The sequence below is a fragment of the Luteipulveratus mongoliensis genome (assembly GCF_001190945.1).
In the GTDB taxonomy this organism is placed as follows: domain Bacteria; phylum Actinomycetota; class Actinomycetes; order Actinomycetales; family Dermatophilaceae; genus Luteipulveratus; species Luteipulveratus mongoliensis.
Genome location: NZ_CP011112.1, coordinates 2,127,495 through 2,150,501 on the forward strand (window position 1 = coordinate 2,127,495; position 23,007 = coordinate 2,150,501).

The following is a 23,007-nucleotide window of genomic DNA, read 5'->3' on the forward strand; positions in this document are numbered from 1 at the left end:
TTCGATGACGTGTCAAGCGCGAGGTGTCGTGAATATCGTTTAGTAGCAACGTAATTCGACGAAGTCCGGCAGCGGGCATGAGGCAGAACCGAGCCTATGAGAGACCACCGACATCGCCGAATCAGACTGAACGCAGCGTCGCCTCGAGGTCGTGCACGTGGAGCCGCAGCGGCCCGTCGCCGGCGATCGTGAAGGGCCCGCCGAGGTCGCCAACCCGATCCGGCTGCATCCAACCCGTCGCCATACCCCACTCCTGCGGAACATCGAGATTGCGCGCGATGTCGTCGAACATGATCGCCCGCGCGGGATCGATCGAGAACCGCTCCACGAATCGTCGGTACGTCCCGGCGTGAGGCTTGGGCACGAGGTCCGCGGCAAACAGGTCGAACACCTCGTCGAAGACCTCGGTCAGTCCGAGCACGCGCAGGACGCGGTCGGCGTAGGACCGCGGCCCGTTGGTGAAGACCAACGAGCGGCCAGGAAGTCGCCGAATGGACTGTGCGAGTGAGGGATTGGGCTCAAGAACCGACTAGTCGATGTCCTGCTCGAACGCCAGGAAGTCCAGTGGATCGACCGAGCGAGTGTCCATCAGGCCGCGCAACGTCGTCCCGTGCTCAGCGCATAGCCGCGCCTGGACCTCTCGAGCCCCGGCCTCATCGACGTCGAACAGGTTGCTGATGAACTGTCGGATGCGATCGTTCATCTGGTCCACGAGCCCGGCGCTCGGGGGATAGAGCGTGTTGTCCAGGTCAAAGATCCAGGTGTCGATGCCCGCGACGATGCCCTCGAACGTCATACAGCGGTCAGACGCTCCATCTCGGCACGTACCGCCGCAAGCCGCCGCGCAGCCTCGGCCCGCGCGTCTGCCAGGTCGGCGGTGACGGGTACGACCGCCTCCAGGTAGACCTTGAGCTTCGGCTCGGTGCCGCTCGGCCGGACGATGATCCGGGTGTCGTCCTCGAGGTGGTAGTGCAGCCCGTCCGTCGGGGGCAGGTCGCCGCCATCGGCGAGGTCTTCGGTACGTGAGACTCCCTGTCCCGCAACGTTGCTCGGCGCTGACGAGCGCAGACGCGACATGATCGTCCCAATCAGGGACAGGTCCTCGACACGTACGGCGAACGAGTCCGTCTGGTGCACCCCGTGCTCGCGCGCCAGGTCGTCCAGCACGTCGAGAAGTGTCCGTCCCGAGGCCTTGAGCTCGGCGGTCATCTGAGCCACCACCAGCGCGGCGGTGATGCCGTCCTTGTCGCGCACCTGGCCGGGGTCGACGCAGTAGCCAAGCGCCTCCTCGTAGCCGTAGATCAGCCCTGGCACCCGGCTGATCCACTTGAACCCCGTGAGGGTCTCCTCGTGCCGTACGCCCGCCGCATCGGCCATCGCCTTCAGCAGTCGGGACGACACGATCGAACAGGCGACCACACCGTCGGCAGGGGAGTCACCGGACAGTGCATGATGCCCGAGCAGCGCACCCACCTCGTCACCGCGCAGCATGCGCCAACCGGTCGGCGAACCCGCCAAAGGATCGGGGACCGCCACCGCACACCGGTCGGCGTCGGGGTCGTTGGCGATCACGATGTCAGGTCGCTTCTCGACCGCGAGGGCGAGCGCGGCGTCGATTGCACCCGGCTCCTCGGGGTTGGGGAAAGACACCGTCGGGAAGTCGGGGTCCGGGTCGCGCTGCTCGACAACTGGTGCTGGAGCGGCGAATCCCGCTGCAGCAAAAGCCTTTTGGAAGACCTCGCTGCCCACTCCGTGGAGAGCGGTGTGCACGATCGACACATCTCGCGACGCGTCCGCGTCCACCACCGCCGCTGCCGTCCTGACGTACGCCTCGACGATCGCATCGTCGAGGGTCTCCCAGCCGTCGGTCTCGAGCGACACCGACGCCGCGGTCGGGAAGCCGCCGATAGCGGCGCTGATGTCAGCGTCTGCCGGAGGCACGATCTGGGAGCCGTCACCGAGATAGACCTTGTAGCCGTTGTCCTGCGGCGGGTTGTGAGACGCCGTCACCATCACACCCGCGTCGCAGCCCAGCTCGCGAATAGCGAACGCCAGCAACGGTGTTGGCAGCTGCCTCGGCAGGATCATCGCCCTTCCACCAGCTGCCACGACGACGCCTGCCGTGTCGCGGGCGAAGACGTCGGAGTTGTAGCGGGCGTCGTAGCCGACGACAACGGTCACGTCACGCTTGCCGAGGGTCTTCTGGAGGTACGACGTGAGCCCGGCAGCCGTACGCATCACGACGACGCGGTTCATCCGGTTGGGGCCGGCGCCGAGGGCGCCGCGCAGCCCAGCGGTCCCGAACTCCAGCAGTCCGCTGAACCGGTCCTCGAGATCCGTACGTGCCGCCGCATCTCCCGAGTCCGCAGCTGCCACAACGGCTTCCAGCTCAGCGCGGGTCTTGGGATCCGGGTCATCGGCGATCCAGGCGCGGGCTTGCTCAAGGACAGCGTTGTCGTCGTTCATCTCGGGCCTCTCAGAACTTCTGGACGACAGCGGCGAGGAGTCGGCCGCAGCGAGCAGCGGCCGCCTGGCCGGCCTCGATGACCTCGGCGTGCGACAACGGCTGGTCGGAGATGCCGGCAGCGAGGTTGGTGACCAACGAGATCCCGAGGATCTCCAGGCCCGCCTGCCGGGCCGCGATCGCCTCGAGCGTGGTCGACATCCCGACCAGGTCCGCGCCGAGCACCTTGGCCATCTGCACCTCAGCCGGTGTCTCGTAGTGCGGCCCGCGGAACTGCGCGTAGACACCTTCGTCGAGGTCGGCGTCCACCGACTGCGCGAGGTCGCGCAGCCGCGGTGAGTAGAGGTCGGTGAGGTCCACGAAGTTCGCGCCCTCGATGGGCGAGGTCGCCGTGAGGTTGAGGTGGTCGCGGATCAGCACCGGTGTGCCAGGCCCCCACGCCGGGTTGAGTCCACCGCAGCCGTTGGTCAGCACGATGGTCTTGCACCCAGCGGCCGCAGCCGTACGGACGGCGTGCACGACGGCGCGCACGCCGCGGCCCTCGTAGTAGTGGGTGCGGGTGCCATAGACGAGCGCCCGACGGTCGGTGTCCCCGATGCGTACCGAACGCATGGTGCCGCTGTGCCCTGCGACAGCAGCCTTCGCGAAGCCAGGGACGTCCGCGTTGTCGATCGTGGTCAGCGTCTCGCCGATCAGGTCGCCGGTCTCACCCCACCCGGAGCCGAGGACGAGGGCGACGTCGTGGTGATCTGCACCACTGCGCTCGGCGATGACCGCGGCGGCAGCCTTCGCGACGTCGTACGGATCGGTAGCGGGATCGTTGAGATCTGGGGCGGCGTTGCTCACCGGCACAGGCTAGCCGCGCGCCGAACCACCCGTGATGGACACGCTCCCGACCCACTCGGTTTGACCCGGAATGGTTGGATTGGTGCGTGAGTGCGCGTCAGAAGTCAGTGGTGTTCATCGGGGGTGGGCCCGGTGGCTATGAGTCCGCGCTCGTCGCGGCCCAGCTGGGTGCCGAGGTCACGCTGATCGACCGGGACGGCGTCGGCGGTGCGGCCGTGCTGACCGACTGCGTGCCGAGCAAGGCGCTGATCGCGACAGCCGACTTCCTCTCCCGTTTCGAGTCCGCAGGCCGGCTCGGCGTCGGCTTCGAGGGCAACGAGGACGACCAGCACGCCGAGGCCAACGTCACCCAGGTCAACTCCCGGATCATGGATCTGGCTGCGGCGCAGAGCCGCGACATCCAGGCGCAGCTGGAGAGCGTGGGCGTCCGGGTCATCAGGGGCAGCGGTCACATCAGCGCTCCGCACGAGGTGACGGCCGAGCTGCTCGACGGCGGCACCCGGACGTTCGCCGCCGACACGATCCTCATCGCAACCGGCACGACCCCGCGCGTTCTCGACACGGCGCAGCCGGACGGCGAACGCATCCTGACCTGGCAGCAGATCTACGACCTCAAGGAGCTGCCGGAGCACCTCATCGTGGTCGGCTCCGGTGTGACCGGCGCCGAGCTGGCGCATGCCTACCTCGGCCTGGGCTGCGAGGTCACGCTGGTGTCCTCGCGGGACCGGGTGCTCCCTGGCGAGGACGCCGACGCGGCGACGGTGATCGAGAACGTCTTCCGCCGCCGTGGCATGAAGGTCCTCAACCGGTCCCGAGCCAAGGCCGCCCGGCGCGACGGTGACGGCGTGATCGTCACGCTCGAGGACGGTCGTACGGTCAAGGGCTCGCACGCGCTCTTCGCGGTCGGCTCGATCCCGAGCACCAAGGGAATCGGCTTGGAGGAGGCCGGAGTCGACCTGAAGGAGTCCGGCCACATCGTCGTCGACCGGGTCTCGCGTACGTCGGCTCAGGGCATCTATGCGGCGGGGGACTGTACGGGTGTGCTCCCGCTGGCCTCAGTCGCCGCCATGCAGGGTCGGATCGCGGTCGCGCACGCGCTGGGCGATGCGGTCGCGCCGCTCAACCTGCGCGGCGTCTGCGCCAACATCTTCACCGATCCCGAGATCGCGACGGTCGGCTACTCGCAGGCTGACGTCGAGGAGGGCCGGATCGAGGCCCGCGTCGTCACCTTGCCGCTGTCGACCAACCCTCGCGCCAAGATGCGCAACATCCGGGACGGCTTCGTCAAGCTGCTCGCTCGGCCGGGCAGCAACACCGTCGTGGGTGGCGTGGTCGTGGCACCGCAGGCCTCGGAGCTGATCTACTCGATCGGGCTCGCCGTCCAGAACCGTCTGACCGTCGACCAGCTGTCGAGCACGTTCTCGGTCTATCCGTCGATGACCGGCTCGATCGCCGAGGCCGCCCGCCGAATGCACTCGCTCGAGAGCTAGACGTCTCGCTCGGCGTCCGTACGCCGCTCGCGGGCCGTGCGCTCGACGCCGTCGGGGTCGAGCTGCTCAGGCAGCAGGCCGGCCTTCTCCCAGGCCCGGCGGCGCTGCTCACGCATCCGGGGTCGTAGCCAGACGAAGAAGCCGACCAGGAGCACCGCGAACAGGATGAGGAAGCCGTAGCTCATCCACGTGCTGCTGCCGGCGTCGCCGGACGCGGCGAGCGAAGCGACGACCTGGGGTGCTGATGTGGCTGATGTCACGGGGCAACCATACGGCGCCATTCGGGCGGTTCTCAGATAGCGTGAGAGGTCGACATCAACTCGTCACAGGAGAGCAGCCACATGGCGATCACAGACCTCATCAACAAGGCCAAGCAGTGGGCCTCGAAGAACCCCGACAAGGCACGGCAGGCGATCGACAAGGTCGAGGATGCCGTTGACAGCAAGACCGGCGGCAAGTATCGCGCCCAGGTCGACAAGGCCGGCGACGCGGTCGGTGGTCAGCTCGGTGTTCCTAAGGGGACCGATCAGGGCCAGCAGCAGGCTCCGCAGGGCGACGGTCAGACGCCGGCCCCGCAGCAGCCGGAGGGCCAGAAGCCGCAGGCGCCCCAGCAGGGTCAGGAGCCCCCGGCCGCCGGCTGAGCTATCGCGAAACATGAGAACGGCGCGTGAACCATGAGGTTCACGCGCCGTCTGGCGTTCTGTGGCCGCCGAGCTCAGGCGGGTCCTGCGGCAGTCAGGGCGGTCACGCGCTCGTAGCGGCGCACCTGGGACCGGAGCTCGCAGACGGTCCGGTGCGACGTGACCGGCACACGCAGTGCCTGTCGGGGCCGCGCCCGGTGTCAGTGCGAGAGAGCGGCGTGGCGGTAGTAACGCACCAGAGGCTGACGCTGGGCCACGCGGATCTTGCGGTTGCGAGCGAAGTACTGGACGGTCCACCGACCCGCGGTCGCCGCGGTGACGACGAGGGCGATGGCAACGATGATGCTCAGACCAATGAAGAATGCGGGAAGAGCGTTCATGATGTGTTCCTTTCTACATCTGTAGTGCGGCTCTGAAAACGAAACTACGCCTGTAGTGCGAGCGGTGCAAGTCGAGAGAGCGTGGCGTCCGTCACGTCGTCTGCGGGCGGGTCAGCGCGCGGCGATAGTCGGCCAGGCTGACGCGCTCGTCCGGCCCGCTCGCAGCAGGTCGGCGAGCTGCGCGACGGTCGTACAGCCAGGCGGTGATCGTGGCGGTGGAGGCGATCAGGCCGAGGGCGACGATGATGCTGAGGCCGATGAAGAATCCGGGTAGGGCGCTCACAGCGGTTCCCTTCTACAGGTGTAGTGAATGAGATCGAAACTACACGTGTAGTGGTGGACTGACAAGGGTGGCGCGGGTACCAGTACCCGCGGTCCGCAGAGCCTGACGTGGACGGCGGAGTCTGCGAGGATGAGCCGTTGGAAGCCAGTAGACGGATCGGACGAAGGGGGCACGGTGACGGCAGCACCAGGTGTCGGGCCACGGACTCCGGCCGTCGACCGGGAGGCCCCGACGGCACGGCAGGTTCAGCTGCTGACTGCGGCCGTGCAGGTCGTGGGGGAGTCGGGCCTACGCGGGCTGACGCATCGCGCCGTCGACCGGGAAGCCGGTCTGCCCGAGGGCACCTGCTCGGTGTCGTACCGCACCCGGATCGCCCTGCTCAGTGCGCTGGCGGAGTTCGTCGGCAACACGTTGACCGACCAGATCCAGGCGATGGGCGACGTGCTCCCGGAGCCTGAGGAGGCGGGCGGGCCCGAGCCTGCTATCGCGGCCACCATCGATCTGCTGAGCGGGTGGCTGCAGTTCCCGGCCGGACTGATCTGCATGTGTGAGCTGGGTCTGGAGATGATCCGTACGCCGTCGCTGCGTGAGATGTTCCAGCCGTGGCGCGAGCACATGCTGGACGTGGTCGAGGGGATCGTCGAGCGTGGCGGCAAGACCGAGCCGCGGCTGCGGGCCCAGGCCATCCTCGCCAGCGTCGAGGGCGTCCTGATGAGTGCTCTCGAGCGCACTCCGGAGGAGCGGACGGACTACCTGCGCGACACGCTGTCGATGGTGATGCGAGGTCTGACCGAGATCGACCTCGAAGCGCCTACTGGTCCTTGATCTCGGCGAGCACGCTGCCGGCGCTGACCGTCTCGCCGACCTGAGCGCTCAGCCCTGTCACGACGCCGGCCTTGTGTGCGGCGATCGGCTGCTCCATCTTCATGGCCTCGAGCACGACGACCGTGTCACCCTGCTCGACTGTGGCGCCATCCTCGACGGCGAGCTTGACGATCGTGCCCTGCATCGGCGCGGTCAGTGAGTCGCCTGACGCGGCCGCACCGCCACCGGCCGCCCGGCCGCGCTTGGGCGCCTTCTTCTTGGCCGCGCTCCCGCCGCCACCGCCGAGCTGCAGGTCACCCGGCAGCGAGACCTCGAGACGCTTGCCGCCGACCTCGACGACCAGGCTCTGCCGCGCGGCAGGCGCCTCGGTCTCGGCAGCCGGCCCACCAGCGTACGGCTGGATCTGGTTGTCGAACTCGGTCTCGATCCAGCGGGTGTGGATCGTGAAGGGCTTGTCGCCCTCGGGCGCGAACGCCGGGTCGGAGACGACCGCGCGGTGGAACGGCAGCACCGTCGGCATGCCGTCGACGACGAACTCGTCCAGCGCTCGCCGTGAGCGCTCGAGGGCCTCCTGGCGGGTGCGACCGGTGACGATCAGCTTGGCGAGCATCGAGTCGAACGCGCCACCGATGACATCGCCCTCGACGATGCCGGAGTCGACGCGGACACCCGGGCCCGATGGCGGCTGGAAGACCGCGACGGTGCCCGGTGCCGGCAGGAAGTTGCGACCGGCGTCCTCGCCGTTGATGCGGAACTCGATCGAGTGCGCGTGCGGCTCCGGGTCGTCGTAGCCGAGGTCCTCGCCCTGGGCGATGCGCAGCTGCTCGCGCACCAGATCGATGCCGGTGACTTCCTCGGACACCGGGTGCTCGACCTGGAGACGGGTGTTGACCTCGAGGAAGGAGATGTTGCCGTCCTGGCCCACGAGATATTCGCAGGTGCCGGCGCCGACGTAGCCGGCCTCGGTCAGGATCGCCTTGGAGGCGCGGACCAGCTCGGTGTGCTGCTCCTCGGTGAGGAACGGAGCCGGCGCCTCCTCGACGAGCTTCTGGTTGCGGCGCTGCAGCGAGCAGTCGCGCGTGGAGACCACGACGACGTTGCCGTGGGTGTCCGCGAGGCACTGGGTCTCGACGTGGCGCGGCTTGTCGAGGAAGCGCTCGACGAAGCACTCGCCGCGCCCGAACGCCGTGACGGCCTCGCGGACCGCGGAGTCGTAGAGGTCCGGGATCTCCTCGATGGTGCGGGCGACCTTGAGGCCACGCCCGCCACCGCCGTACGCCGCCTTGATGGCCACGGGGACGCCGTGCTCCTTGGCGAACGCGACGACCTCGTCACTGCCCGTGACGGGCTCCGAGGTGCCCGGCACCAGAGGGGCGCCCGCCTTGGTCGCGATGTGGCGGGCCTTGACCTTGTCGCCGAGAGAGTCGATCGCCTTGGGGCCAGGGCCGATCCAGGTCAGGCCGGCGTCGATGACCTTCTGGGCGAAGTCGGCGTTCTCAGCGAGGAAGCCGTAGCCGGGGTGCACCGAGTCGGCACCCGACTGAGCGGCGACCTCAAGCAGCTTGTCCTGCAGGAGGTAGGAGTCGGCCGGCGTCGAGCCGCCCAGGGCGTACGCCTCGTCGGCGACCTTGACATGGAGCGCGTCGCGGTCCGGCTCGGCATAGACCGCCACGGAGGCGATGCCGGCGTCCTTGCAGGCCCGGGCGATGCGGACGGCGATCTCACCACGGTTGGCGATGAGGACTTTGTGCAATGGCTCCATGGCCGCGACTTTAGCGGCCAGTGACGGCGGTCACGGCCACGGGTGCGAGGAGGGCGGGCATAACGGGGGGCTGCCATGAGTTGGCCTCAGGTATGACGGAAACAGCAACGACTCCTGTGCCGACAGTCTCCTTGCGGGCCGGCGCCGCCTCGGTCGAGATGCCCCAGCTGGGCTTCGGCGTGTGGCAGGTCCCGGACGACGAGGCCACTCCGGCGGTCAAGGCCGCGCTGGACGCTGGTTATCGCAGCATCGACTCGGCCGCGATCTACGGCAACGAGGCGGGCGTCGGCCGCGCGCTCGCCGAGTCGGACGTGGCCCGCGAGGACATCTTCGTGACCACCAAGGTGTGGAACGCCGACCAGGGTTACGACGCGACGCTCAAGGCGTTCGACGTGTCGGCCGACAAGCTCGGCGGGGACCCGGACCTCTATCTCATCCACTGGCCGCGCCCGGCCAAGGACGAGTACGTCGACACCTACCGCGCGCTGATCAAGCTGCGTGAGGACGGCCGCGTCAAGGCGGTCGGCGTCTGCAACTTCAACATCGACCACTTGCAGCGCGTGCACGACGAGCTCGGTGAGTTCCCGGCGATCAACCAGATCGAGCTGCACCCGCTGCTGCAGCAGGCGGAGCTGCGAGACTTCCACTCTGCCAACGGGATTCACACTGAGGCGTGGAGCCCGCTCGCTCAGGGCGGCGAGCTGCTCGCCGATCCCGTGGTCGCCAAGATCGCGGAGAAGGCGGGCCGTACGCCTGCCCAGGTGATCCTGCGCTGGCACGTCCAGCTCGGCAATGTCGTGATCCCCAAGTCGGTCACGCCGTCGCGAATCGCGGAGAACTTCGACGTCTTCGGGTTCACCCTGGACGACGAGGACCTCGCCGCGATCGCCGGTCTGGACGCGGGGACCCGCCTCGGTCTCGACCCCGCCGCGTTCAACGACTGAGTCGCCTCACGCGCGCCAACCTCTAGGCTGAACGCCGGTCCTGCCCGTCTCGGGCGGGCCGGCGTTCCTGCTGACCAGTTCCTGCAGACCTGTTCCTGCAGACCAAGGGGAGGGCTCGTGGACGACGACGCCGAGATCGAGCGCAACCGCACGCTGCAGGCGCAGCTGTACGGCGAGCCGCTCGGTCCGTTGCTGCGCCGCCTGGTCGCGGCCCTGGGCATCACCCAGGCACGGCTGGCCGACGTCCTGGGGCTCTCAGCGCCGATGCTGTCCCAGCTGGCCAGTGGCCGCCGGGTCAAGATCGGCAACCCGGCCGTCGTCGGCAGGCTCCGGACCCTCGTCGACGTGGTGGAGTCAGGCCGAGTGCTCGACCCGACGCAGCTGGAGCAGGAGCTGGCCCGGGTGCACGCCGCGCAGGCGCCGCTGACGGGTCCATCGACGACGGCCGACCGTTCGACACTGCTCGGTGGCCTGCGCGCGGCGGCGTCGCCGGCCCAGCTGATCGCGGCTGCACAGGCCGTCGCACCGATATCGAAGGACCTGGCCGACCTGCTGGGCCGCGCTGCTGGAGGGAATGCACGTGGGTGAGGTCTTTGCGGGTCGCTACGAGCTGATCGACATGATCGGCGAGGGCGGCATGGGGGCGGTCTGGCGCGTACGCGACCTGCGCCGCGAACGGATCATCGCCGCGAAGGTGCTGCGCCAGTCCGACGCGGGTTCGTTGCTGCGCTTCATGCGCGAGCAGGGCGTACGCATCCATCACCCGCACGTCGTCACGCCGCTCGGCTGGGCCGGCGAGGACGACAAGGTGCTGTTCACCATGCCGATCGTCGAGGGCGGGTCGGTCTCGACTCTGGTCGGCGACTACGGCGCCCTGCCCGCGGCGTACGCCACTGAGCTGATCCGTCAGATGCTCACGGCGCTCGCCGCAGTCCACGACACCGGCGTCGTCCATCGCGACATCAAGCCGGCCAATCTGCTGCTGGACGCGACGGCCACGGACAAGCCACACCTGTGGCTCACCGACTTCGGGCTGGCCGTGGCGGTCGACGCTCCACGGCTGACGAGTCGCTCCGTCGTGATGGGGACGCCGGGCTTCCTGGCTCCTGAGCAGCTGCGTGGCGCGGACCCCGACCCGCGGTCGGACCTCTACGCCGCCGGCATGGTCGGCTTGCAGATGCTGACCGGCCATCGTCCTCGGCCGCAGATGCGGTCCGACCGTCTCGACCTCCCTCCCCGACCCGACGGGACGCCAGAGGCGTTGTGGGAGCTGATGATTCGGCTCGCAGACCCCGATCCTGACGGGCGTCCCGCCACCGCCCACGCCGCCCTCGAAGTCCTCGCCGACCCGTCGTTCGCGTGGGTCGAGCAGGGCGAGATCGAGGTCTTCCGGCAGATGCCCGACCTGCAGGGCGTCAGTGAGGGCGAGTTCCTACGTCCGGGCGAGGAGAGCGACCCGACCGGCAACGGGACGGACTTCGCGGCTCGGACCGGCAGCTCGACGCTGCCGCAGACAGCCGATGCGACGCTACGTCAGCCGGCCGTCGCTCCTCCGACGGCTGTGCCGATGCCGACGCGCGCCGCGGCTCGAGGCGCGACTCCGGCGTACGCCCCCGCAGGGACCTCGACAGCGTCACCGATCTACACCGGGGCTCAGGGACCCGCTGTCACCCCACGGAAGGGTGGTGGTCGAGGTCCGCTCGCGGTCCTGATCGGCGCGCCGCTCCTGGCGGCCCTCGCCGTGGCCCTGCTGGTCTGGGCTCCCTGGTCCGGTGGCGGCACGACCGACACGCAGACTCCCGGGCAGGCCGTGCAAGGCGGGACCTGCTCATTCCGTGATGCCGGGACGTTCGAGGGCGACCAGTCGGGCAAGCGGCTGGAGTGTGTGGTGCAGGGCGACCGCTACGTCTGGGCCAAGCCCTAGCTGGTCCGGCGTCGGGCGCGCAGGGCCCAGGCAACCGCAGCGGCGGCGAGCAGGACGACAAGGACGCCGCCGCCGATCCGCGCCCATGGTGTCGATGAGCCGTCACCGGACTTCTCGCTACCGACGCTCAACCGGCCGGCCGCGGGCTCGGCGACGGGCTGGTTGCCTGCGTTGACGTACGACGGGCCCTTGGTCGGCTGACCCTGTACGTCGATCGTGACGGTCGCGGGGAGGGGCTTGGCCTTGGCGGCACCGGCGGCGGCCTCCGCGTCGAACGGCACAGTCGTCACCGACACGTAGTACCAGCCGGGCAGGTCGGTCCACTGAGCGGCGTTCAGGCCGACCTTGCCGGTCGCGTCGGTGCCGTTCTTGTAGCTCAACGTGCGGTTGCCCCAGGCGACGGGCGCGGTGAAGCTGGACAACAGCTTGGAGTCGCCCTCATTGGCCGACAGCGTCGACTGGTCGCTGGAGGACGACGGGTCGATCGGAACACGCTGGGGCGTCCAGAGCGTCATGTTGGCGGTCGTCTGGACCGGCACGGCCACCTGCGAGCCGTTCTGCGGCAGCTGCACGGACGCGCCCAGGCGCTGACCCCACTCCAGCCGGACGCGGTAGTAGACCGTCTCGCCCAGACACAGGGTGACCGGGTAGCCGCCCGGCTTGAGAGTCGGTGCGTCGCTGAAGCCGTGGCCGGGCGCGACGGCCGGGCCGACGGCCTTGGGCTGGGTGACCAGCTCGCTCATCTGCGCTGCTGTCGCCGGAGTGCCGGTGCCCGTCGCCTTCGGCTCGCGGCTGACCAGGATCTCGGCCGGCAGGGGCTGGGCGGTGGCCGGGGCCTCGCGGGTGACCTCGACGAGGAACGACGTCGCCGTGGCGCACTTGTCGTCGTAGGAGGTGTCGCGGTCGGTGTCGGCGGCATCGACGAACGCTGTCGTCGACAGGAGCCAGAGGTTGTCGTCCTTGCTCACCCGGCTGTTGCTGCTGCTGATCGTGCTGCCACAGGACGTGTCGTTCTCGTCGGCGAGCTTGAGCTTGACCGACAGCTCGTGATCGTCCGTGGAGAAGTACGGCTGCCCCTTCTCCGTGGCGAATCCGCTGACCGTCACCACGAGTGACTCACCGGCGGACCGCTTCACGATGCCGAAACGGCTCGTCGTGTCCGTGGGGAGCGTGGTCCGTGACAAGCCCGGCTTCAGCTCGGGCGCCGAGCCGCTCGCGCTGTTGAGCTCGACCGGCGTGCCCTGGACGGTGAAGGGCGCAACCGGGTCGGCTGCGTACGCCGGGTGCGCGCCGAGCGCTGCACCCGTCGCGATGAGCAGGATGGCGCCGGCAGTCAGAAGTCGAGAAGGCACGGGGGACAGTATGGCTCGCTGCTCACACCGACATGCGACTGACGAAAGCACGCAGCTGATCGATGTTGCGGCACTCGTGCATGTCGACCACCCGCGCGTAGTCCAGCGCCAGCGAGTCGCCCGTGCCCCAAGAGGCCACCGGCTCGGGGTTGAGCCATGCGACGTGTCGTGCCTGGTCGCGGATCTGACGCAGCGCCGACAGGCGGGGCAGACCGTAGTTGGAGCGGGCGTCGCCGAGGATCAGCACGGTGCTGCGCGGTCCGATCGCCCCGAGATGCGTGCTGACGAAGCTGTCCAGTGACTGCCCGTAGCTGCTGCTCGCACCCCATCCGAAGACCTTGCGGGTGCGTACGACGGCACTGATCACGTCGTCCTCGAGGCGCGCGGCCTTGACGAGGTCGGTGATCTCATCGGTCGTGCTGACGAAGGCAAACACTCGAATCTTGTTGAACTGTGCGGAGATTGCCTGCATCAACGTCATCGTGAACCCGGAGAACCCGGCCACCGAACCGCTCACATCGCACAACAGCACGAGGTCGGGTCGGTGCGGGCGACGACGGGCGTACGCCGGGTCGACCGGGACGCCGCCCGTCGACATGGATCGGCGCAACGTCTTGCGGATGTCGATGCTGCCGCGGGACTGCTGCCGTTGGCGGGCGGTCAGCCGTGCGGCGAGCTTGCGCGCGAGTGGATCGATCGTCGCGCGCATCGCGACCAGCTCGCCGCCGCCCGGTCCGAGGAAGTCGCGCTTCTCGAGCGCGTCCTGCACGGCGTAGCGCGAGATCCGTTGGCTGCCACGCACCTCGGCGTTGCGACGTCGGGCCTCGGTCTCGACCCGGCGCCGGAACGCAGCGACCCGGCCCCGCATCTCGTCCCGCTCGATCCGGTCCGTCAGCTGTTCGCGTCGCTGCGTGGCACCGCCGCCCGATCCGGCGCCCTGCCCCTGGCCTGCCGCGCCGCTGCCACCCCCGCGCTCACCTTCATCGTCCTGACCATCGCCGTCAGCGCCCATCGCCCGGGCTCGCTCCAATGCACCGACGATCGCGGTCTGCGGAGCGAGCTGTTCGAGAGCCTGTGCGGCCGACCAGCCTGCCTCCGGGTCGTCGGGGCGAACGACGCCGAGCTGGTCGAGCGCGGTCGCCGCCAGCCGGTCGAGCTCAGCCTTGTCACCTCGAGCGAGGGCGTCCATCAGCATGTCGCGTACGACATCGGCCGCCTCGCGAGGCGAGCTCGCCTCGTCGAGGCGCGCGTCCGGCGTACCGCTGCGAGCACCGACGGCAGCGGGGAAGTAGATGTCGAAGACCTGGTCGAAGACGTCGCGCTGCCCGGCTCGGCGGAGGAAGGCGCTCGCGAGGCCCTCCCGGAGCAGCTCTCGGTCGTCCATGCCCAGCGCCTGGATCACGGCGCCCGCATCGGCGACCTCGCTCGTACCGACCCGCAGGCCGTGTGTGCGCAGCGACGTCGCGACCTCGACGAGTCGGTGAGCGAGCACCGAACCCGTTGCGGCGGAAGGAGATTCAGCCGGCAAGGGCGCGGTCGAGGTCGAGGTTCTTGGTGGCGGCGCTGATGTCGTCGTGGTGCTTGAGCACCACACCGAGGCTGCTGCGCACCAGCTCGGGATCGAGCTCTTCGGCACCCATCGCGATCAGGGTGCGGGCCCAGTCGACGGTCTCGGCGACCGACGGAGCCTTGCGCAGATTGAGGTCGCGCAGCGCGTTGACGACCCGGACCACGGACGTGGTCAGAGCCTCACTGAGCTCAGGCGCCTGGAGCCGCACGATGCGCTCCTCGAGCTCGGGATCGGGGTAGTCGACATGCAGGAACAGGCAGCGGCGGCGCAACGCCTCGGACAGCTCACGCGTGGCGTTGGAGGTGAGCACGACGAACGGCTGGGTGCGCGCCGTGATGGTGCCGAGCTCGGGCACCGTGACCTGGAAGTCGGACAGGATCTCCAGCAGGAGACCCTCCATCTCCTCGTCTGCCTTGTCGAGCTCGTCCACGAGCAGCACGACGGGCTTCTCGCTGCGGACCGCCTTGAGCAGCGGGCGGGCCAGCAGGAACTCCTCGGCAAAGATGTCCGAGCGCACCTCGTCCCAGGCAGCCTCGCGCTCCGCGGTGATGCGCAGCAGCTGCTTGGCGTGGTTCCACTCGTAGAGCGCGCGGGCCTCATCGACGCCCTCGTAGCACTGCAGGCGTACGAGCTCGGCGCCACTCGCGCGACTCACCGCCTTGGCGAGCTCGGTCTTGCCGACCCCAGCGGGGCCCTCGACGAGCAGTGGCTTGCCCAGCGTGTCGGCGAGGAAGACCGTGGTGGCGATCGCCGACGAGGCGAGGTAGCCGACGTCGGCGAGCGTCGTACGGGCCTGCTCGACCGACGTGAAGGTGGGCTGGTGGTCCGCGCTCATGCGCTCCATCCTCGCTTACGCGCCCTGAGAGCTGTCTGGTGCCAGTCCAGGCGTCGATGCGCAAGTACGACTCCGGTGCCTGCTCGCTGACCGCGAGCCGTCGGCTGCGGGATGTCGGTGGCCGATGGCAGAGTCGGTCCATGGCAGGCATACGAGATCTGAGTGGCTGGGTCGGCGTGGTGCTCAATGCGCCCGACGCCCGCACGCTGGCGGCGTTCTATCGCGATCTGCTGGGCTGGGACCTGGTCGGTGACGACCCGCACTTCGTGGCGATGGGCATGCCCGGAGCGCCGGCCAACCTGGCGTTCCAGACGGAGTCGCTCTATGAGCGGCCGACCTGGCCGGCTGAGTCGGGTAAGCAGCAGATGATGCTGCACCTTGACATCGGCGTGCGCTCGCTCGACAAGGCCGTGGAGGACGCGGTCGCGCTGGGCGCCGAGCTGCCCGAGCACCAGCCGCAGGACGATGTCCGGGTGCTGCTCGATCCGGCCGGCCACCCGTTCTGCTTGTACGTCGACACGGACTGATTGCACCGCACCGGACTACCCGCCCAGGCACGGCCGACTACCCCGCCGATCGGGCCACTGGTAGGGGTGGAATGACCAGCGAACTCACACCCGCCAGTGCACAAAACGGCGGGGTAGTGGTGACGGGAGAGGTTGGCCTACTCGCTCGTGAGCGAACGCAGGTCGGCTTGGCAGCGGCGTTCGAGGGTGGACAGCTCGGCGAGGGAGTCCTCGATGTCCTGCCGGCGACGCTCCAGGTCGGCCCGCCGGTCCGCGATCTGATCGAGCAGGTAGGTGAGCTGACCCGCCTCACCGGGCTGCTCGTCGTACATGTCGATGATCGTGCGAATTTCCTCCAACGGGAAGCCGATTCGCTTGCCACGCACGATCAGCGCGAGCCGCGTGCGATCGCGCCGATGGAAGATCCGGACCGTGCCGCGTCGCTCGGGCGTGACGAGCCCGAGCTCCTCGTAATGACGGATCGTCCGGTGCGTCACCTCGAACTCGTCGGCCAGCTCGGCGATCGACCACGTTCGGGTCGTCTCGACAGCAGCGGGCCGGGTTGTCATAGCGCCCCAGCGTGCTTTACGTTGACGTCAACGTCAAGTACGTGACCGCAGTCACCTCTGTGGTCGCCGTCGAGAAAAGGTGCGATCCCGCCGATGTTCGAGCTGACCAAGGACCACGAGGACTTTCGCCGCGTCGTACGCGACTTCGCTGAGCGAGAGGTCGCCCCGCACATCGCCCAGTGGGACCGGGACCACCACTTCCCCTCGCACCTGGTGCCGCAGATGGGTGAGCTCGGATTCTTCGGCCTGGTCGTGCCGGAGGAGTACGGCGGCGCCGGGCTCGAGGAGGGCGGCTTCACCTACCTCTGCCTCGCTATCGAGGAGCTCGGACGGGTCGACCAGTCCGTCGGCATCACGCTGTCGGCCGGCGTCGGCCTCGGCATCAACCCGATCCTGACCTACGGCACCGACGAGCAGAAGAAGGCCTTCCTGCCTGACCTCGTCGCGGGCAAGACGCTTGCCGGTTTCGGACTGACCGAGCCGGACGCAGGCTCGGACGCCGGCGCCACGCGTACCCGGGCCGCTCTGGCCGACGGCCAGTGGACCATCAACGGTGCCAAGGCGTTCATCACCAACTCGGGCACGGACCGTACGTCGGTGGTCACCGTCACCGCCAAGACCGGTGAGCGTGCGGACGGGCGTCCTGAGATCAGCGCGATCATGGTGCCGTCCGGCACGGAGGGCTTCACCGTCGAGCCGGCGTACGACAAGCTCGGCTGGCACGCCTCCGACACGCATGGCCTGACGTTCACGAATTGTGCTGTGCCAGAAGGCAATCTGCTGGGGGAGCGGGGCGCTGGCTTCAAGCAGTTCCTCAAGACGCTGGACGACGGCCGAGTGGCGATTTCCGCGCTCGCGGTCGGTCTCGCGCAGGCGTGCCTCGAGCAGGTGACCGAGTACTCCAAGACGCGCACGGCGTTCGGCAAGCCCATCGGCATCAACCAGGGCGTGTCCTTCCAGGTGTCCGACCTCGCGGTCATGGTCGAGGCAGCGCGGCTCCTGACCTATAAGGCCGCCTGGCTCAAGGACGAGCTGGAGGCCGGTCGGCGCTCGGTCGCCGAGGTCAAGCAGGCGGCCGCGATCTGCAAGCTCTACTCGACCGAGGCTGCGGTGACCGCGACCCGCATCGCAACACAGATCTTCGGTGGCAACGGCTTCATGGAGGAGTACCCCGTGGCACGGTTCTACCGTGACGCCAAGATCCTGGAGATCGGTGAGGGTACGTCCGAGGTGCAGCGCATGGTGATCGCGCGCGGGCTGGGACTGCCGCAGTGACCGAGCACCCGACAGACCCCAGGGTCGAAGACGTACGCGGGCGGCTCAAGGCGGCGTACGACGCGTCGGCCACGCCGCCGGAGAAGGCCAAGGCCAAGCTCGACTCCCAGAACAAGCTCTACGTGCGCGACCGGATCGCGCTGCTCTTCGACGAGGGCAGCTTCGTCGAGGACGGCCGCTATGCCAACGCCACGGCGCAGGGCCTGCCTGCGGACGGTGTCGTCACCGGTCGGGGCACGGTCGATGGCCGTGCCGCGATCGTGGTCGCCAACGACCCAACCGTGAAGGCCGGCTCGTGGGGCGCGCGCACGGTCGAGAAGATCGTCCGCGCGACCGAGGCCGCGCTCCGCGAGGAGCTGCCGGTCTTCTGGTTCGTCGACTCCGCCGGTGCGCGCATCACCGATCAGGTCGAGCTGTTCCCGGGCCGTCGCGGCGCAGGGCGGATCTTCCACAACCAGGTGGCGCTGTCGGGCAAGGTCCCGCAGATCTGCTGCCTGTTCGGGCCGTCGGCCGCCGGCGGCGCCTACATCCCGAGCTTCACCGACATCATCGTCATGGTCGAGGGCAACGCGTCGATGTACCTCGGTAGCCCCCGCATGGCCGAGATGGTCGTCGGCGAGAAGGTCACGCTCGAGGAGATGGGCGGTGCGCGGATGCACTGCACCGTCAGTGGCGTCGGCGACCTGCTCGCCTCCGACGACACCGAGGCGATCGAGCTCGCCAAGCTGTACTTCTCCTACGTCCCGTCGTCCTGGCAGGTCGAGCCGCCGTCGTACGTCGGTGAGGAGCCCGCGGAGCCGCTCACCCCGCGTACGGTCCCGGAGGTCGAGTCCCAGCCGTTCGACGTGCACGAGGTCATCGACGGGCTGGTCGACGACGACAGCTTCTTCGAGATCAAGCCGTTGTTCGCGGCTGAGCTGGTTGTCGGGTTCGGTCGGATGGACGGCAAAACCGTTGGCATCGTTGCGAATAACTCGATGGTCAAGGGCGGTGTGCTGTTCACCGACAGTGCGGACAAGGCCTCGCGCTTCATCTGGATGTGCGACGCCTACTCGATCCCGCTGATCTACCTGACCGATGTGCCGGGCTTCATGATCGGCTCCGAGGTCGAGCGCGGCGGCATCATCCGGCACGGCGCCAAGATGGTCTCGGCCGTCTCCTCGGCGACCGTGCCGCAGTTCTGCGTCGTGCTGCGCAAGGCCTACGGCGCCGGTCTCTATGCCATGGCCGGGCCCGGTTTCGGGCCGGATGCCACGCTCGCGCTGCCGACTGCGCGGATCGCCGTCATGGGTGCCGAGGCGGCCGTGAATGCGGTGTACGCCAACAAGATTGCCGCCATCGAGGACGAGGCGGAGCGAGCGGCATTCATCGCGAAGATGCGCGAGGAGTACCTCGAGGACGTCGACATCGAACGCCTCGCGGCCGACCTCGTGATCGACGGCATCATCGAGGCCGACGAGCTGCGCGCCGAGCTGCTCAAACGACTGCAGTATGCCTCCCGTCGCGACCGCGCCTTCAGCACCCGGCGGCGGGCCATCCCGCCCGTCTGAGTCGGCTTGCTGGGACGTTTGTTTGGCGTTTCAGCGACATTCACACCGGATCGTCCAGGGGGCGATTTAGGGCGACTTCCAAGGCTCATCTGGACCATGTCCAGTCGGTACGTTGAAGTCGGCGGGCCGGTCCGTGCCGACTCGCGAGGTCACCAGTACGACGTATCGGTCTGGGGCGTATGCAGGCCGATTCGAAGGAGGTACGGGGGTGAGCTCCGACGGCGATTCTGCGGGTCGCAGGCTGTGGTCGATCCCGGCCTGGCGCTACGCGTTCCCCGCTGCCGTCATCTCCAAGCTCGGCGACCTCGTCTTCGACCTCACGATCGTCCTGTGGATCAGCACCGACATCGCCAAGGGTGAGACCTGGGCGCCCGCCGCTGTCGGCGGGGTGCTGATCGCGGCCGCTCTGCCGGTTCTGCTGGTCGGGCCCATCGCCGGCGTCTACGCCGATCGGTCCGACCGTCACGCGATCCTGGTGCGTAGCAACGCCGTTCAGGCCATCGCGATCGCAAGCCTGCTGCTGATCCCGATCCTCGGCGACCGGCTCAGCCGGACGGCCGACCTGGTCTGGATCTTTGCCGCGATCGTGCTCACGAGCGCGGCCGGTCAGTTCTTCACGCAGGCACGCACGGCGATGATCGCCAAGACGATCCCGGACGAGCTGCGCACGTCGGCGTACTCACGGCAGGGCTCGGCCAACAGCCTTCTGGCGATTGCCGGTCCGCCCCTGGCCGCGCCGCTCTACGTCGCGCTCGGCGCCAGTGCCGCCCTGACCGTCAACGCACTGTCGTTCGTGGTGTCCTCGATCCTGCTGGGCCTCGTGAAGTGGGACTCCAAGCCCGACCATGCCGCCGCCGCGCAGTCGTTCTGGGACTCGCTGCGGGCCGGCATCCGCACCGTGTCGACGCACCGGCTGCTGCTGGCCGTCACGATCGCGCTGACGATCGTCACGTTCGCGACCGGCATGATCAACGTGCTCGAGGTCTTCTTCGTCACCGACGTGCTGCACAGGCAAGCGGGACTGCTCGGAGTGCTGCTCATGTGTTTCGCGATCGGCACTCTGGTCGGCACCCTGACGGCGCCGCGCATCGAGCGGCGGCTCAGCGCGGCCTCGATCTTCGTGTGGTCACTGATCCTGGTCGGAATCGGCATCGTGCTCTACTCGCGGATGACCTCGATCGTCCCGGCGGTCGTGCTGTTCTTCCTGCTGGCCATCCCGCTGGGTGCGGCCAACACGGTGTTCATGCCGATGATCATGCGCTCGGTGCCGTCCGAGCTGCTCGGGCGCGCGACGGTCGCCATCTCGGTGTTTCCGACTGTCGCGAGCCTGGCCTCGATGGGCGCGACCGCGTGGGTGGTCAGCACCGTCATGCAGGACCTGGACACTGATGTCGCGGGCCTGCACTTCGGACCCGTCGACACGGTTTTCACGGTCTCCGGGCTGATCATGATCGCCACGGGTCTGCTGGTGTGGCGCCCGATCGCGGCGGCGCAGTCCGACCGGACTGGGACGCCTGGCCGCTCTGGGACGCCTGGCCGCACCGTCGGGGCGGATGGTCCGGACTCGTCTCACACGATGCGCGCTGCGACGACGCGCCCCCGACGTACGGCCGGCAAGCACTTCGCCAAGTGACCTGAGCGGCGTACGGCTCAGGCGCGCAGGTCGTGCCAAGCGATGTCGATCTCGGTCAGCATCTCGCGGACCAACGGAAGGCTGAGGCCGACGACGTTGTGGTAGTCGCCCTCGATGCCCCGGACATACGCGCCGCCGAGACCGTCGATCTTGAAAGCCCCTGCTACGTCTAGGGGTTCGCCGGTTGCGACGTACGCCGCGATCTCGTCTGCGGTCAGCGTCGCGAAGTGCACGGTCGTCGAGGCCACCGCCCCGAAGGTGGCACCCGTACCGTCGTCGCGGTTGTCGATCACCCAGTGGCCGGAGTGCAGTACGCCCGACTGGCCGCTCATCTGGGCCCAGCGCTCAGCGGCCTCCGCGGCGTCGGCGGGCTTGCCGTAGGTCTGACCGTCCAGCTCCAGCACCGAGTCGCAGCCGAGGACAACAGGGCTCTCGGGTACGTCGTCGGGCTCGTTGTCCGTGATGGTCGCCGCGACCGCCTCGCACTTGGCCCGCGCGAGCAGCAGCGCGACGTCCTCCGGTGCCAGCTCGCCGAACTCGGTCTCGGCGCGTTGCACGAGAGCCGGCTCGTCGACGTCGGACACCACGACGGTGGGCTCGACGCCCGCGCTGCGCAGCGTTGCGAGACGGGCAGGTGAGGCCGAGGCCAGGACCAGGGGGATCGCCATGCCCAGAGGGTAGCGACGCCCACGCGACGCCCGCGCGACGCCTGCGCGACGCGTCAGACCGGCAGGGCCTGCGGTACGTCGACCGGACCGGCCGGTGTACCCGCCAGCTCACCGCGCAGCACGTCGCGCACGTAGGAGAAGTAGCGCTCCACGTTGGTCACAGCCTGCGGGAAGTCGGGCACGGTGCAGGTGACGTAGGTGTGCGCCGGCATCCGGTTGATCCAGACGTTGACGTCGTCGTCGTCACCGCCGCCGGTGACGCCGAAGAAGCGCTGCTCCAGCCAGGCGTCCTGCCCGGGGATCTTGCGGCCGTCGAGGTAGGACACGATGCGCGGCCGCTCGGTGCTGTTGGCATCGAAGCCGAACATCTCGGACAGGATCTCCAGCACCCGCACCGCCGGCACTTCCTGTGACGCGCGGCCGTCGCGGAACGCCTGTCGGGTCGAACGCGCGATGTCCATGAGCGAGGCGTCGGCCGGGGCGTCGACGTGCACGGGCATGACGTTGATGAACCAGCCCATCGCGGCGGCGGTCTCGGGCGTGAGGCGGGTGCTGACCGGATTGAAGAACCGGTACGCGCTCTGGCCGGCGAGGTCGCGAGCGGCAGCCGCGCAGGCGGCGTACACGAGGGCGGGGAACGTCGCCCCAGCCTCACGGGCGACGACCTCGAGCGCGTCGGTCTCGGCGGCGGTGAGCAGGTCGTAGCGCTCGGAGCGGATCGGTCGCTTGTCGCCCTTCTCCAGCCCGAGGTCCATCGGAAAGCGCGGCGAGCCCTCGAGGTCCTTGAGTGCGTAGTCGGTCCAGTACGCCACGGCCGGGTGCTCACGGGTGATCGACTCGGCGGCGGCTCGCTCGGCCTGCGCGAACTCGAGGTAGCTGGCCACCTCGGGGAGCTCGGCGGGCGTGCCGGTGGTCTCCTCGCGGTAGAGCGCGTTGACCTCCTCGAAGGCCACCAGGATGCTGAAGCCGTCGCTGTAGGTGTGGTCGCTGCCGGCGTACATCACGGCGTGCGCGTCGCCCTGGACGGCGGCGAAGCCGTAGCCGAGCCGGTCCAGCGGCGTGCAGACCTTGTCGAAGAGCCGCCCGACATAGGTATGGGTGCCACCGGGGGAGGCCGCCGTGCCGACCACGCGGGGGACGACCTCGATGTCGGCCGGGTCCAGCTGGACGCGCTCATAACCGTCACCTGCGACGCGGAACCAGCCGTGCATGACCGCGTGCCGCCGCACCCAGGCGGTCAGCGCACGACCCATAGCCTCGAGGTCGAGCTCACCGGGCAGGTCGAACGCCATCCCGATCCAGCTGGCGTCCCGCTTGCCGTCCCGCTCCATCGCCAGACGCAGGCCGATGTGCGTCTCCTGCATGTACGACGGCCGGTCGCCGGTGACCGGCGCGCGCTCGATGGCAGCGAGGGTGCGCTCGCTCGGCTCCCAGGTGATCAGCCGGCCGGCCACCGTCTCGTGCTTCTCGAGGCGGGTCATCTGCATGGG

General features: G+C 68.9%; 23 protein-coding genes and 1 pseudogene. 10 read left to right on the forward strand and 14 right to left on the reverse strand.

The genetic code is table 11. From position 1 onward, the window contains the following. Positions 1-121 precede the first annotated feature (121 nt). From VV02_RS10180 to VV02_RS10195, 4 genes and pseudogenes are all read right to left on the reverse strand, one after another. Positions 122-511: pseudogene (locus VV02_RS10180) on the reverse strand (HAD-IA family hydrolase); the annotation flags it as partial. 18 nt (positions 512-529) lie between these two features. After that, positions 530-796 (reverse strand): HAD family hydrolase, encoded by a 267-nt coding sequence (locus VV02_RS10185; RefSeq protein WP_052591425.1) that lies wholly within the window; start codon positions 794-796, stop codon positions 530-532. After that, entirely contained in the window at positions 793-2,466 is a 1,674-nt protein-coding gene (locus VV02_RS10190; RefSeq protein ID WP_052591426.1) for a phospho-sugar mutase, read from the reverse strand. Before VV02_RS10190 ends, VV02_RS10185 begins: the two co-directional genes overlap by 4 nt. A 10-nt stretch (positions 2,467-2,476) precedes the next feature. Continuing rightward, positions 2,477-3,310, reverse strand: a complete 834-nt coding sequence (locus tag VV02_RS10195; protein WP_052596800.1) for a purine-nucleoside phosphorylase — start codon at positions 3,308-3,310, stop codon at positions 2,477-2,479. Positions 3,311-3,396: 86 nt separating this feature from the next. Between VV02_RS10195 and VV02_RS10200 the strand changes: the two genes are divergently transcribed. Beyond that, positions 3,397-4,800: an NAD(P)H-quinone dehydrogenase gene (locus VV02_RS10200; RefSeq protein WP_052591428.1), complete on the forward strand. Its 1,404-nt coding sequence runs from the start codon at positions 3,397-3,399 to the stop codon at positions 4,798-4,800. Here the strand turns inward: VV02_RS10200 and VV02_RS10205 are convergent. After that, a complete protein-coding gene (locus VV02_RS10205) occupies positions 4,797-5,060 on the reverse strand; it encodes a hypothetical protein (protein ID WP_052591430.1) in 264 nt (87 codons plus the stop codon). The genes VV02_RS10200 and VV02_RS10205 overlap by 4 nt on opposite strands. A gap of 81 nt (positions 5,061-5,141) precedes the next feature. On the opposite strand from VV02_RS10205, the gene VV02_RS26895 reads away from it, so the two are divergent. Next, a complete protein-coding gene (locus VV02_RS26895; protein ID WP_052591431.1) occupies positions 5,142-5,441 on the forward strand; it encodes an antitoxin in 300 nt (99 codons plus the stop codon). Positions 5,442-5,641: 200 nt separating this feature from the next. Here VV02_RS26895 and VV02_RS10215 read toward each other — a convergent pair whose 3' ends face one another. Together VV02_RS10215 and VV02_RS10220 are read right to left on the reverse strand one after the other, a co-directional pair. Further along, positions 5,642-5,821 carry a hypothetical protein gene (locus VV02_RS10215; RefSeq protein ID WP_052591433.1) on the reverse strand — a complete coding sequence of 60 codons (180 nt, stop codon included), beginning with the start codon at positions 5,819-5,821 and terminating at the stop codon, positions 5,642-5,644. A gap of 91 nt (positions 5,822-5,912) precedes the next feature. Then, entirely contained in the window at positions 5,913-6,104 is a 192-nt protein-coding gene (locus tag VV02_RS10220) for a hypothetical protein (RefSeq protein ID WP_052591435.1), read from the reverse strand. A gap of 174 nt (positions 6,105-6,278) precedes the next feature. On the opposite strand from VV02_RS10220, the gene VV02_RS10225 reads away from it, so the two are divergent. Continuing rightward, positions 6,279-6,929: a TetR/AcrR family transcriptional regulator gene (locus tag VV02_RS10225; RefSeq protein ID WP_052591436.1), complete on the forward strand. Its 651-nt coding sequence runs from the start codon at positions 6,279-6,281 to the stop codon at positions 6,927-6,929. Here the strand turns inward: VV02_RS10225 and VV02_RS10230 are convergent. Beyond that, complete coding sequence (locus tag VV02_RS10230) at positions 6,916-8,691, reverse strand: acetyl/propionyl/methylcrotonyl-CoA carboxylase subunit alpha (protein ID WP_052591438.1); 1,776 nt, start codon at positions 8,689-8,691, stop codon at positions 6,916-6,918. The two genes, VV02_RS10225 and VV02_RS10230, sit on opposite strands and share 14 nt — an antisense overlap. 92 nt (positions 8,692-8,783) lie before the next feature. Here VV02_RS10230 and VV02_RS10235 point away from each other — a divergent pair, with 92 nt between their 5' ends. From VV02_RS10235 to VV02_RS10245, 3 genes are all read left to right on the forward strand, one after another. Continuing rightward, positions 8,784-9,635 (forward strand): aldo/keto reductase, encoded by an 852-nt coding sequence (locus VV02_RS10235; protein WP_052591440.1) that lies wholly within the window; start codon positions 8,784-8,786, stop codon positions 9,633-9,635. Positions 9,636-9,752: 117 nt separating this feature from the next. Next, complete coding sequence (locus VV02_RS27105) at positions 9,753-10,223, forward strand: helix-turn-helix domain-containing protein (protein ID WP_052591441.1); 471 nt, start codon at positions 9,753-9,755, stop codon at positions 10,221-10,223. Continuing rightward, the gene (locus tag VV02_RS10245) at positions 10,216-11,559 is read left to right on the forward strand and encodes a serine/threonine-protein kinase (RefSeq protein WP_083450514.1); all 1,344 of its coding nucleotides are present in this window, start codon (positions 10,216-10,218) and stop codon (positions 11,557-11,559) included. The genes VV02_RS27105 and VV02_RS10245 overlap by 8 nt, the downstream gene beginning before the upstream one ends. Here VV02_RS10245 and VV02_RS10250 read toward each other — a convergent pair. Genes VV02_RS10250 through VV02_RS10260 form a run of 3 tightly spaced genes read right to left on the reverse strand, consistent with a single transcriptional unit; the run spans position 11,556 to position 15,316 of the window. Beyond that, the gene (locus tag VV02_RS10250; RefSeq protein WP_052591445.1) at positions 11,556-12,911 is read right to left on the reverse strand and encodes a hypothetical protein; all 1,356 of its coding nucleotides are present in this window, start codon (positions 12,909-12,911) and stop codon (positions 11,556-11,558) included. The genes VV02_RS10245 and VV02_RS10250 overlap by 4 nt on opposite strands. A 22-nt stretch (positions 12,912-12,933) precedes the next feature. Next, positions 12,934-14,403: a VWA domain-containing protein gene (locus tag VV02_RS10255; protein WP_157063354.1), complete on the reverse strand. Its 1,470-nt coding sequence runs from the start codon at positions 14,401-14,403 to the stop codon at positions 12,934-12,936. 25 nt (positions 14,404-14,428) lie between these two features. Further along, on the reverse strand, positions 14,429-15,316 hold the full coding sequence (locus tag VV02_RS10260; protein WP_052591449.1) for an AAA family ATPase: 888 nt from the start codon (positions 15,314-15,316) through the stop codon (positions 14,429-14,431). A 140-nt stretch (positions 15,317-15,456) separates the two neighbouring features. Here VV02_RS10260 and VV02_RS10265 point away from each other — a divergent pair, with 140 nt between their 5' ends. Beyond that, on the forward strand, positions 15,457-15,843 hold the full coding sequence (locus tag VV02_RS10265) for a VOC family protein (protein ID WP_052596802.1): 387 nt from the start codon (positions 15,457-15,459) through the stop codon (positions 15,841-15,843). A gap of 137 nt (positions 15,844-15,980) precedes the next feature. Here the strand turns inward: VV02_RS10265 and VV02_RS10270 are convergent, their stop codons facing one another. Next, complete coding sequence (locus VV02_RS10270; RefSeq protein ID WP_052591451.1) at positions 15,981-16,391, reverse strand: MerR family transcriptional regulator; 411 nt, start codon at positions 16,389-16,391, stop codon at positions 15,981-15,983. Positions 16,392-16,484: 93 nt separating this feature from the next. Between VV02_RS10270 and VV02_RS10275 the strand changes: the two genes are divergently transcribed. From VV02_RS10275 to VV02_RS10285, 3 genes are all read left to right on the forward strand, one after another. Next, positions 16,485-17,666 carry an acyl-CoA dehydrogenase family protein gene (locus tag VV02_RS10275; protein WP_052591453.1) on the forward strand — a complete coding sequence of 394 codons (1,182 nt, stop codon included), beginning with the start codon at positions 16,485-16,487 and terminating at the stop codon, positions 17,664-17,666. Next, complete coding sequence (locus tag VV02_RS10280) at positions 17,663-19,216, forward strand: acyl-CoA carboxylase subunit beta (RefSeq protein WP_052591454.1); 1,554 nt, start codon at positions 17,663-17,665, stop codon at positions 19,214-19,216. The genes VV02_RS10275 and VV02_RS10280 overlap by 4 nt, the downstream gene beginning before the upstream one ends. Positions 19,217-19,424: 208 nt before the next feature. Further along, entirely contained in the window at positions 19,425-20,849 is a 1,425-nt protein-coding gene (locus VV02_RS10285; protein WP_052591456.1) for an MFS transporter, read from the forward strand. Positions 20,850-20,866: 17 nt separating this feature from the next. Here the strand turns inward: VV02_RS10285 and VV02_RS10290 are convergent, their stop codons facing one another. Further along, positions 20,867-21,517 carry a Maf family protein gene (locus VV02_RS10290; RefSeq protein WP_052591458.1) on the reverse strand — a complete coding sequence of 217 codons (651 nt, stop codon included), beginning with the start codon at positions 21,515-21,517 and terminating at the stop codon, positions 20,867-20,869. A gap of 53 nt (positions 21,518-21,570) precedes the next feature. Further along, positions 21,571-23,004, reverse strand: a complete 1,434-nt coding sequence (locus tag VV02_RS10295) for a condensation domain-containing protein (RefSeq protein WP_052591459.1) — start codon at positions 23,002-23,004, stop codon at positions 21,571-21,573. Positions 23,005-23,007: the final 3 nt, after the last annotated feature.

Coding starts and splice junctions, on each gene's coding strand:
- VV02_RS10185 (WP_052591425.1), bottom strand. CDS start 796: ATGACGTTCGAGGGCATCGTCGCGGGCATCGACACCTGGATCTTTGAC.
- VV02_RS10290 (WP_052591458.1), bottom strand. CDS start 21,517: ATGGCGATCCCCCTGGTCCTGGCCTCGGCCTCACCTGCCCGTCTCGCA.
- VV02_RS10190 (WP_052591426.1), bottom strand. CDS start 2,466: ATGAACGACGACAACGCTGTCCTTGAGCAAGCCCGCGCCTGGATCGCC.
- VV02_RS10215 (WP_052591433.1), bottom strand. CDS start 5,821: ATGAACGCTCTTCCCGCATTCTTCATTGGTCTGAGCATCATCGTTGCC.
- VV02_RS10260 (WP_052591449.1), bottom strand. CDS start 15,316: ATGAGCGCGGACCACCAGCCCACCTTCACGTCGGTCGAGCAGGCCCGT.
- VV02_RS10265 (WP_052596802.1), top strand. CDS start 15,457: ATGGCAGGCATACGAGATCTGAGTGGCTGGGTCGGCGTGGTGCTCAAT.
- VV02_RS10275 (WP_052591453.1), top strand. CDS start 16,485: ATGTTCGAGCTGACCAAGGACCACGAGGACTTTCGCCGCGTCGTACGC.
- VV02_RS10235 (WP_052591440.1), top strand. CDS start 8,784: ATGACGGAAACAGCAACGACTCCTGTGCCGACAGTCTCCTTGCGGGCC.
- VV02_RS10230 (WP_052591438.1), bottom strand. CDS start 8,691: ATGGAGCCATTGCACAAAGTCCTCATCGCCAACCGTGGTGAGATCGCC.
- VV02_RS10295 (WP_052591459.1), bottom strand. CDS start 23,004: ATGCAGATGACCCGCCTCGAGAAGCACGAGACGGTGGCCGGCCGGCTG.
- VV02_RS26895 (WP_052591431.1), top strand. CDS start 5,142: ATGGCGATCACAGACCTCATCAACAAGGCCAAGCAGTGGGCCTCGAAG.
- VV02_RS10270 (WP_052591451.1), bottom strand. CDS start 16,391: ATGACAACCCGGCCCGCTGCTGTCGAGACGACCCGAACGTGGTCGATC.